Annotated in this window: 8 protein-coding genes and 1 other annotated feature; of the genes, 5 read left to right on the top strand and 3 right to left on the bottom strand. The window is 36.4% G+C overall.

Translation table 11 applies throughout. The features are described from left to right. Positions 1-59 precede the first annotated feature (59 nt). From P6936_RS07270 to brnQ, 3 genes are all read left to right on the top strand, one after another. On the top strand, positions 60-2,177 hold the full coding sequence (locus P6936_RS07270; RefSeq protein ID WP_060928985.1) for a glycoside hydrolase family 3 protein: 2,118 nt from the start codon (positions 60-62) through the stop codon (positions 2,175-2,177). A gap of 133 nt (positions 2,178-2,310) precedes the next feature. Further along, entirely contained in the window at positions 2,311-3,249 is a 939-nt protein-coding gene (locus P6936_RS07265) for a 2-keto-3-deoxygluconate permease (protein ID WP_004836699.1), read from the top strand. A 99-nt stretch (positions 3,250-3,348) separates the two neighbouring features. Beyond that, positions 3,349-3,577 (top strand) — a binding site (T-box leader). 64 nt (positions 3,578-3,641) lie between these two features. Continuing rightward, positions 3,642-4,985, top strand: coding sequence for a branched-chain amino acid transport system II carrier protein (gene brnQ / locus P6936_RS07260; protein WP_276881251.1), 1,344 nt, complete (start codon positions 3,642-3,644; stop codon positions 4,983-4,985). Between the two features lie 84 nt (positions 4,986-5,069). On the opposite strand, the gene P6936_RS07255 is transcribed toward brnQ, so the two are convergent. After that, positions 5,070-5,945: a LysR family transcriptional regulator gene (locus P6936_RS07255; protein ID WP_276881250.1), complete on the bottom strand. Its 876-nt coding sequence runs from the start codon at positions 5,943-5,945 to the stop codon at positions 5,070-5,072. Between the two features lie 106 nt (positions 5,946-6,051). Here P6936_RS07255 and P6936_RS07250 point away from each other — a divergent pair, with 106 nt between their 5' ends. After that, complete coding sequence (locus P6936_RS07250; protein WP_004836702.1) at positions 6,052-7,086, top strand: YeiH family protein; 1,035 nt, start codon at positions 6,052-6,054, stop codon at positions 7,084-7,086. A 140-nt stretch (positions 7,087-7,226) separates the two neighbouring features. Here P6936_RS07250 and P6936_RS07245 read toward each other — a convergent pair whose 3' ends face one another. After that, entirely contained in the window at positions 7,227-8,447 is a 1,221-nt protein-coding gene (locus P6936_RS07245; RefSeq protein WP_276881248.1) for a diphosphate--fructose-6-phosphate 1-phosphotransferase, read from the bottom strand. Between the two features lie 241 nt (positions 8,448-8,688). On the opposite strand from P6936_RS07245, the gene P6936_RS07240 reads away from it, so the two are divergent. Then, the gene (locus P6936_RS07240; protein ID WP_276881247.1) at positions 8,689-9,336 is read left to right on the top strand and encodes a Crp/Fnr family transcriptional regulator; all 648 of its coding nucleotides are present in this window, start codon (positions 8,689-8,691) and stop codon (positions 9,334-9,336) included. A 58-nt stretch (positions 9,337-9,394) separates the two neighbouring features. On the opposite strand, the gene P6936_RS07235 is transcribed toward P6936_RS07240, so the two are convergent. Continuing rightward, a complete protein-coding gene (locus P6936_RS07235; protein WP_276881246.1) occupies positions 9,395-10,759 on the bottom strand; it encodes a Na+/H+ antiporter NhaC family protein in 1,365 nt (454 codons plus the stop codon). Positions 10,760-10,764: the final 5 nt, after the last annotated feature.

The following is a 10,764-nucleotide window of genomic DNA, read 5'->3' as shown; positions in this document are numbered from 1 at the left end:
GGGATAGAGAACAAAATGTAGTATTAATTACTACGACTATAATATACGAGGAGGATTAAATGACAGAGCAATTAAAACTAGAAGTAAGAAACAAAAAACTAATAGAAAATGAAGGCTTTAAGTTTAAAGACCTAAATGGAAATGGCTCTCTTGACCCTTATGAGGACTGGCGTCTACCATCAAGCGTTCGTGCGAAGGACCTTGCCTATAGGATGACTATAGAAGAGCTTGCCGGAAATATGATGATTAAGTCCCAAAGAATGGGTCTTAGCCAAGAAGATAAGGCGAAAACAAGCCATGATGGTCTTCTTGATGAAGAAGTTTATGAAGATACAAATATTTTTATAGGTCAAATAAACCACGGTTCAACAGGTCATATTCTTGATAAAAACCTTCGCCACTTTATTCTAAGAGATAACTTCTCAGAAGATGAAATTGCTAAATGGGCAAATGCTATGAATGAAGTTGCCGAAAGCTCTAGACTGGGCATACCTGTAATAATCGCTTCAAACTCAAGAAATGAAAATGCAGAAAGAACCTTCGGTATGAACGATGCAGTAGGAGTATTTACAACCTATCCATCAACCCTAGGTCTTGCCGCAGCCTATCTTGGAGATAGGGCAAGAAACTTCCACCCATATGGGGATTATGAATACTCAATCTTCAAGGAATTTGGACAAATCGCAAGAGATGAGTGGAAATATTCAGGACTTAGAAAAGGCTATATGTACATGATCGACACAGCCACAGACCCTAGATGGCAAAGATTTTATGGAACACTTGGAGAAGATGTAGAATTAATTACCAAGGCTTGTGAAGACTTAATAGAAGCCTTCCAAGGAGAAGAATTAAATAGCGAATCAGTAGCCCTTACCATGAAACACTTTCCAGGTGGTGGAGCTAGGGAAAACGGCTTTGACCCTCACTACAAGGAAGGAAAATTCAATGTCTATGCTACAGCTGGTTCATTAGAAAAATACCATCTTCCACCATTTAAGAGAGCTGCAGAGAAAAAAGTTTCATCAATCATGCCTTACTACTCAATACCTTCCCATGACAAATCAGCCGTTCAAAACTATAAGGGAGAAAAAATTCCTTTCGAGCCAGTTGGCTTTGCCTTTAACCAATACTTTATCCAAAATATCCTAAGAGGGGATATGGGCTTTAAGGGCTACATCAACTCAGACTCAGGCATCCTCGATAACATGGCTTGGGGCATGATGCACCTAGAAAAGCAAGATCGTGCAGCCTGTGCCATAAACAACGGAGTTGACCTAATCTCAGATACTAACGAAGTTGAATGGATAATTAAGGCCTATGAAGAAGGTAAAATTAGTCGTGAGAGATTAATCGAAGCAAATATTAGACTTCTTACAGAAATGTTCGATCTAGGCTTATTCGATGACAAAACCTATGTAGACCCACAAAGGGCAAAAGACTTCGTAGCTAATGAAGAAAACAAGAAAAAAGCTTATTCAGCCCACCTTAGATCAGTAGTTCTCCTAAAAAATAAAGAAAATTGCCTACCTATGGCTGATAAGGCAAAAGTTTATGTTGGCTATCTCCACAAGGAAGCCGATAAGGCTGAAACCTTTAGAAAAGAAGCAATAGAAGAACTAAAAAATAGGGATGATATAAAAATAGTAGGAGACATAAATGACGCTGATTATATTTATGTTCAAATCACACCAAAATCAGGTAACTATTTTACAGCAACACCTGGCTTACTAGAACTTGACCTTTGTGAAAACAAAACTAACAAGGCTATGGATGGAAGTGAATACACTGAAACAACAGTAGCTAATATTGATAAACTTGACGAATATAGGAAAATTGCCGACAAAAATGGAGCAAAACTAATAGTTACAGTAAACTCAAACATGCCTTGGCTATTAGAAAAAGCAGAAGTGAAGGCTGACGCTCTCCTAGCCCACTTTGAGACTTTTACACCCGCCCAAATGGATGTCCTAACAGGAAAATTCGCCCCAACAGGCAAACTTCCATTCACCTTCCCTAAGTCAGAAGAAGCTATAGCTGTGGATGAAGAAGGAATCTGCGTAAGCCCTAACGATGTTCCAGGCTATGACAAAGAAAAATATATGCCAGAAGGCATGACCTATGCCTACAAGGATGAATGTGGCAATGAATATAAACTAGGCTTTGGCTTAACTTACTAAGATAGGTTATAAATGATTAATGATGGTGATAGCTTAAAATCCTAATTCTATCTATCACCATCATTTTTTTTTGCTCAATATATAATCTTGTAGTATTTTATATGAGAAATTATATTATCAAGAAAGGTAGTTTATGTTTAAAGCTCTAATAAAAAAAATTCCTGCAGCTAATATGATGGTTCCCTTGATACTTGCAGGTCTTATCAATACTCTTTTGCCTAGCCTTTTGCACTTTGGTGTTTTTACTGAGGCTCTTTTTACGAGTGCCGGGATGAAGACTCTTATGGGAATAAATTTGATTGCTGCGGGTAGTCAGATTCATTTTTCTAATATCTTTGAAATATTTAAGAGATTTTCTGTTATAGCTATAGCTCGTCTAGGTGCAGGACTACTTATTATTTTTCTTGTAGCTTCCTTTTTTGGCAGAGATGGAATATTTGGTATATCCATACTTGCCTTGGTTTGCGCTAGTCTTAACCATAATAATTCTGTTTTTATCACCCTAAATATCGACTACGGAGATGATTTGGATCAGGGTCTTGCTGGTATTACTAGTTTGATTACAGGTCCCATGCTTGCTATGCTAGTTTTAGGTATGTCAGGGATTGCGAACATTCCTCTAAGGGCTATGGCAGATTCTCTAATGCCTGTAATAATTGGGATACTTATAGGCAATATTGATAAGGATTTTGCTAAGATTTTGAAATTATCACAGAAGGTCATAATTCCCTTTTTGGGTTTTACCATGGGTTCTTCAATTAATTTTAAAGATATATTTAGGGCTGGATTTTCAGGACTAATACTTGCCTTCATAGTGATTTTTATTATTGGTTCTATTACCCTTCTTGCAGATATTTATATTAACAAAAGACCAGGCCATGCCGCTTGGGCTATATCTACAACTGGAGCTAACGCTGTTGCTGTGCCTCAAATAATTGCAGAAATTGATCCGTCTTATCTTCCCCTTGTTGGTCTTGCTACTGCCCAAGTAGCTGCTTCAGCGGTCATTACTATTATTCTTACACCTTTGATTACTGCCCTTTGGGCTAAGTCAAAAAACAATAGGGCCTAGAAGCCTTAAAAGTCTGCAACTTATAAAATAATTTGAATTTTTATAGAAAAATATTTGACAAATTAAAGTGATGGTCTTATAATATAGCTAACAATAGTTATTAAAAATTACGAAAAAAAGAGTAGGCTTATGGACAAGCACAGAGAGTTGGTCTTAGGTGGAATCCAATCTTAGAAGTAAGTTCGAAAATCATTTTTCTTTTGCACGTCTGAAGAAAGTAAGATGTGTCGCCATGGTTGGCGTTATCAAAACCCAGCATTGTTAGATGCTTGAGAGCTTATATTTATATAAGAATAAAGGTGGTAACGCGGAATATTTCGTCCTTTGTCTAATGTTTAGACAAGGGACTTTTTTGATGGATAAATATTGTTAATAAATTTTTGGAGGAAATAATGAAAAAATTATCTAGAAGTCAATTTTTACAAGTTAGTATAATGTTATTCGGTCTGTTCTTTGGAGCAGGAAATTTAATTTTCCCACCTCTTTTAGGAAATATGGCAGGAAAAGCAACCTTTGTTGCTCTATTGGCCTTTTGCGTTACTGCTGTAGTATTTCCAGTTTTGGGATCAATAGTAGTAGGAAAAACTAATGGCTTATCAAATCTAGCCAACAGGGTGAACCCTGCCTTTGCTTTAGTTTTCACAACAGCAATATATTTATCAATAGGACCTGGACTTGGCATACCAAGAGCAGGATCAGTTCCTTTCGAGATGGCTATAGCACCATATATACCAGCATCTTTCAACATGAGCCTAGCTAGGCTTGTTTATACTTTTGTATTTTTTGCCTTAGCCCTTGCTATATGCTTAAAGCCTAGCAAGCTTGTCGAAAGAGTAGGAAAATTTCTTACACCAGCCCTCTTATTATTGATAGCCTTCATGTTCTTTAAGGTTATAAGTATGGATAAAAGCGTAGCAGCTCCTACAGGAGATTATTTAAAGGCTCCTCTTATCAAAGGATTCTTGGCAGGATATGAAACAATGGATGCAGTTGCAGCCCTTAACTTTGGTTTTGTTATAGCACAAGCTATAAGAAGATTTGGGGTTAATGATGAGAAAGAAGTTACAAGATATGAGATAAAAGCAGGTCTTCTTGCAGGATTTGTCCTCTTTGTAGTATATGCTATGCTTGCAAGTATAGGTATGGTAGGAAGTGCTAAGTTCGTTGGCCTCGAAAATGGTGCCCAAGTTCTTGCTGAATCTATAAAACTTGCCCTTGGTAATTTTGGTTTAGTTTTATTAGCCTTTATCTTTACCCTAGCTTGCCTAACAACTTGCGTTGGACTTATAAGCAGTGGTGGAGAATATTTTGAGAAATTATTCAACAATAGACTATCCTACAAGTCTTGGGTATGTATATGGACTCTATTCTCATTTATAATGGCAAACTTTGGTCTAAATAAGCTCTTGGAAATATCAGTACCACTCCTACAAATAATCTATCCAGTAGCCCTTGTACTAATAGTAATGGGTATAAGCCAAAGCTTCCTAAACTTCAGCAAACTCTCTTACATTTTTGCTGCAGCAGTTTCAGTTGGCCTACCTTTAATAGAAGTATTGGATAAAACCTTTAAACTACACCTTGGTTTTGTAACAAGTTTAGTAAAGGCCCTACCAATGTATAAAGAAGGTCTATCTTGGCTATTACCAACCCTAGTAGTAGTAGTGCTAACAAGCCTTGCTGTAAAGGCTCTAGGCAATCTAAGCTCCTTAGAAAAAGCAAGACAAGAATATTAAAATAAATCCATCAAAAAACCTCCCTGAGCTAGGACGAAAGCTTAGGGAGGTCTATTTTATCCCAAAGAAGAGAAATATATAAGGCTAATAAAAGGCTTCGGCAATTTTTAAATATGAATCAATAAAAATAGAGTTTTTGCTTGCTATAAAAGAAAAATCGTGAGTAAGATTAAAATCCTCTAGCTCGACAATCCTAAGTTCATTTGTTTCTAATTCCTTTTTTACGCAAGACTCAAATAGAAAACTTATACCACAATCCCTTCTAAGCAGGGCTACTATGGCGTGCATATTATTAATTTCGATGATATTAGAAAAATCGTTGGTATCAATATTGTCCATATTGAGGAAATTTTTCAATATAGCAAGGGTTCCGGAGCCATCCTCTCTGATAATAACCCTCTCGTCTAACAAATCAGTAAGTTTTCTTACTGGTTTTTTAAATTTATGATCTTTGTGGGCTATACAGACAACCCTATCAGTCTTGTAAGTTTTGATAAAATAATCCTTAGCAGTAACAAAGCCTTCGATTATTGCAAAGTCAATCTTTCCCCCATCAAGATCCTTTAGAATTTCGTCAGTATTTTCGTAGAAAATGTGAAAATTGCAAGAAGCTTTCTCCTGTATGAGGGCTATGAGTTTATCTAAAATTATGTATTCACCGATTGACCTCGTAAAACCCAAGGAAATTTTTTCGTTCTTAGTATTTTTGCTGCTGACTAAGCTCATTAGCCTATCTTCATCATTCGACATAGAAGTCAAAGCTGTTTTTAGAATTTTGCCTTGGTCTGTAAGACATAAATTCCTCTTATTTCTATAAAACAGTTTGCAATTATAATACTCTTCTAAATATTTGATATGGGTAGATATAGCAGGCTGAGTTATATTAAGGCTCTCAGCTGCCTTTGTAAAATTCATGTATTCACATACTTCCAAAAAACTTACTATTCTAAAATCTAACATGATAACCTCCTTATTTATCATAACAAATATTTATAAGAGTGTAAATAATTATAATTTTACATTATAATAATCCCTTGTTATAATAGGAAAAGCGAAAGGAGAATGTATGACAAAATTTATAGAAAAAAACACAAAAGGGCTCATCCTCTGCTTAATAATAGCTGTGATTTCTCAATACATAGGTAATAAAGTCCCACTCGTAGGACCTGCAGTTTTTGCTATTTTAATCGGTATGGTCATGGGTCAAATAATTAAGGAGAAAAAGTCCTATATGGATGGAGTAAGATTTACATCCAAAAAAATCCTTCAATATGCGGTAATCCTCCTAGGATTCGGTCTTGATCTTAGCCTAGTATTAAAGACAGGCGAGGAATCCCTACCTATAATCCTATCTACCATATCAACTTCACTAATAATAGCCTACCTTGCTTACAAGTCTGGGCTTTTAGAAGGAAAAATTGCAACCCTCATAGGAGTTGGATCATCAATTTGTGGAGGCTCTGCTATTGCAGCAGCAGCACCTGTTATAGATGCAGATGAGGATGAAATAGCTGAAGCTATATCAGTAATTTTCTTTTTTAATATCTTAGCTGCTATCTTATTTCCAAGTCTTGGTCGTATGATTGGTTTTTCTACCGTAGATGGTCATGCCTTTGGTATATTTGCAGGCTCTGCTGTTAATGATACATCATCAGTTACAGCCTGCGCTTCTACATGGGATAGTATTTATAAGCTTGGTAGCCAAACCCTAGATAAGGCAGTAACAGTTAAGTTAACAAGAACTCTTGCAATAATTCCTATTTGCCTAGGACTAGCCTTTATAAGAATGAGAAATGCCGAAAAAGAGGCTAATAATAAAATATCAATAAAACAAATCTTCCCATTCTTTATAATTTATTTCATCCTAGCAAGCCTAATAACAACAATTGCCCTTGCCAAGGGAGTAGATATTAGTTTCTTTAAACCATTTAAAGACCTATCAAAGTTTTTCATAGTGATGGCAATGTCTGCCATAGGCTTTAACTCTGATATAGTAAAACTCCTTAAATCAGGCGCAAGACCCCTAGCCCTAGGTGGAGTTTGCTTTATAGCAATAACTACAATAACCCTAACACTTGAAAAATTGCTAGGAATTTTGTAAGAACAAAAGTAAGTTAAAGCTATCAAAAACCCTATTAACTAAAAATCACCCCTAACTTAGAATAAAAACTAAGTCATGGGTGATTTTTTATATCTCTTATATTCTAAAAAATAAACAAGCTTTAAGAGGATAAGAAAAAACTACTTGGTAAAATCAGAAAGCTCGACAAAAACAGGCATGCCGTTTTCGTATGTTTGGTCTACTTCTCCTTGGATTAGAGGGAGGGCGTAGGCTGTTATTTTTTCTCTTAGGGTATTTTCATCCTTTAGCCAATCCTTAGGAATTTTCATCTCCTTGTTGGCTATTAGGTCTGGTTCTACTTCTGTGTAGAAGACTTCGTAGTCCTTGCCTTCTTTTCTTCTTAAGACTGGAATGAGGTTAGACTTATCTATACCAAGTTTTAAGGCTAGATAGCCAAGCTTGAAGGCCTCGTCTGAGTCGGTTTTGGATATGCAAGTGGATGTTCTTTGAACAATATTTAACTCGACAGACCTTGATTTTACTTTAAGCTTATCTCTTAGATAGTCAGCAAGTCTTTTGGCAAAACCACTTACTACTGGGTGCTTGAAACCATCGTCGGTATTTGAAAACATTGGCTTATCAAGTGAGTGATCAATATCGCGGAAGCCTTCTGCCATAGCTATGATAATATTTTTTTCTTCTTTCAATTTGTTTTTCACATCGTTTTCTATATCCTTTAGGGATTTATCCGCTTCTGGAACATAGACTAGATTAACTAGGTCTTTGCAGTAGCCGTAGTCTGCGAGAAGTGATGAAGCTGCAAGCCAACCTGCATGACGACCCATGATTTCTACTATGGTAACAGATTCTAGGTCGTAAACATCGACATCAGCCCTTATAGTCCTAAGAGTGTGGGCTATGTATTTGGCAGCTGACCCAAAGCCTGGTGAATGATCCATGCCATTTAAGTCGTTGTCTATGGTCTTTGGACAACCTATAACATTAATTCCATAAATCTTGTTATAAAGAATGTAGGTATTTAGTTTCTTTACAGTATCCATTGAGTCATTGCCACCTATGTAGACAAAGACATTTATATCTTTTTCTTTGAGAAAGGTAAAAATTTTATTGTAAGTTTCATCTTTTAAATCTTCTGGAAGCTTAAACCTGCATGAGCCTAAAATAGAAGAAGGACGAGCCATGAGTCTATCCTTAGCTTCGTTTAGTTTAAATTTTTTCTTGTCTACTTCAAGAAATTCTCCCTTGATAATTCCCTCAATCCCATGGAGACTTAAGAAAATCTGATCAAAATCATTGTCGATAGCTGCCTGGATAGCTCCAGCAAGCGATGAGTTGATAACGCTAGTAGGCCCACCTGATTGGGCGATGATACAATTCATAAATTCACTCCTTTACTTAATTTCACTTCTAGTATACAGAATTTAGAAAATATTTTAAAGCTTTGTTATAAAAAAAACTTTTTATATAAGAAGAAAGCCTATCTTTAAAAGAAGGGGGTGAGAGTTAATATGACTAATTTGAAAAATATAGATTTATTTTGTCGAATCCTTTATCCTAGAGTTTAATCTATTTAGAAGAAAAAACATATTTAAAAATTTATGTAATATAGGGAGGGGAAAAATGGATTTAAGAAAAATTTCTATCTTCAAAAATTTGAAAAATGAGGAGATAGAGGAGATTAAAAAAATCGCAGATCTTAATCTAGTAACTTATCCAAAGGATAGTCATATTTTTACTAAGGGCGAGATAAAGGATGACTTGTATTGTCTAATAGCTGGAAGAATCAAGGTCTATAAGATAGACCCTGAAGGCAAGAGATATATAATAGCAAGTTTCGATAAGCCTGCTATATTTGGTGAAGTCTATGCCTATCTTAGAGAGCCCTTTGATTTTTGGGCCCAAGCAGATGTGGATAGTAAGGTTTTAGTTATTAAAGACTTTAGAAAGCTTATAAATACAAGCAAATCTACAAATTTCAGGATAAATTTTATAGAAATCTTGGCAAGAAAAAGCCTAAAACTTTCAAAGAAAAATCAAATCAACTCCCAAGCTAATCTCAAGCAAAAGATAGCAGCCTTCCTTTTGGATAATGAAAAAGACGACCTAGTAAAGCTTACAATATCGAGGGAAGAATGGGCAGACTATCTCGCCACAACCCGCCCCTCCTTATCTAGGAGCTTATCGGAAATGGCTAAGGAGGGTCTAATCAGAATCGAAGATAAGCTTATAAGAATCGAAGATAGAAAATCCTTGGAAGCTATGATATAAATAGAATTTAAGAAAAAGCTCTTCACAAAAGACTTGGTCAGTGAAGAGCTTTTTGTGCTTATTTTCCTAAATGCTGGGCCTTGGATTCTGGCATATCATATTCAAAGTTCCACCTATCCTTTGCTTTAGTAAAAGGGAAGAAGATTGAGCTTGTACATATTATCCCTAGGATAAATTGATACCAGAAATAAGGGATAATCTCAAAAGGAGCTACTGCTCCCTCAGTAAAGCTTGCCGCTATCAATACTTGAGCTGCGTAAGGGATGATACCTTGGAAGACGCATGAATAAGTATCAAGCAAGGATGCACTCCTTCTTGGATCGATTTTCATATCCTTGCACATTTCTTTTGCTATTGGCCCTGAGATAATAATTGCTACTGTGTTGTTAGCAACAGCTAGGTCAGCGATAGAAACCAAAAGGCCAATGGCGATTTCTCCTGACCTTTTCCCCTTGGCGATTTTTTTGATTTTAGAAATTATCCAATTGATGCCACCCTCCTTGGCGACCATATTGGACAGGCCTCCTATTAGCATAGACAAGAGGAAAATCTCGAACATGCCTGTAAATCCTTGCCAGATACATTGAGCTACTTCTAATAAGTTGAAGCCATTATTGCTTAGCAAAACAAGGCTTGATAGGAAAATTCCACAAGTAAGGACTAAAAATACATTTACCCCCATAAGGGCGACAATGAGAACAAACAAGTAAGGAATAATCTCTATAATATTATAGGCTAGAAGCTTCTGACTAGGTTCACTTTCAGGTCTTGCAAAAATAATAAGCAGGATGAAAGTGATAAGGCCAGACGGAAATGCTATCTTTGCATTCATCCTAAACTTATCTTTCATATCGCAGTTTTGCGTTCTAGTAGCAGCAATTGTTGTATCGGATATGACAGAAAGGTTATCGCCAAACATAGATCCGCCTACCAAAGAGCCAAGCATCAAGGCTATATTTATTCCGCCACTTTCTGCAAGGCCAAGGGCTATGGGGCCAAGGGCAGTAATAGTGCCGACAGATGAGCCAGTTGCAATAGAAATAAAACAAGCTATCAAAAAAACACCAGCCGTAAGAAATCTTGGAGGAACAAAGGATAGGCCGAGACCAACAACAGAATCGACACCGCCAGAAGCCTTGGCGAGACTTGAGAAGGCTCCTGCCAAAATATAAATCAAACACATGATTATGATATTGGAATCGCCACAACCTGCTATGAGGTTGTCAAACTTATCGTCAATACTTCCCTTAAACAAAATAAAGGCTGTAATAATTCCTAGAAAGGCAGCAATAGGGGCAGGCACTTGATAAAAGGCCATCTCAACTCCTCTGCTCTGTAAGATTGCTCCTGTAAGAAGGTAACTAAATATAAAAACCAAAAAAGGAACTAGGGCCTTAGCTGAAATATTTTTATTTTCTTTCATAATTC

It is taken from the genome of Anaerococcus tetradius (assembly GCF_947087635.1).
GTDB lineage: Bacteria > Bacillota > Clostridia > Tissierellales > Peptoniphilaceae > Anaerococcus > Anaerococcus tetradius.
This window is presented reverse-complemented; position numbering and strand designations above follow the sequence as displayed.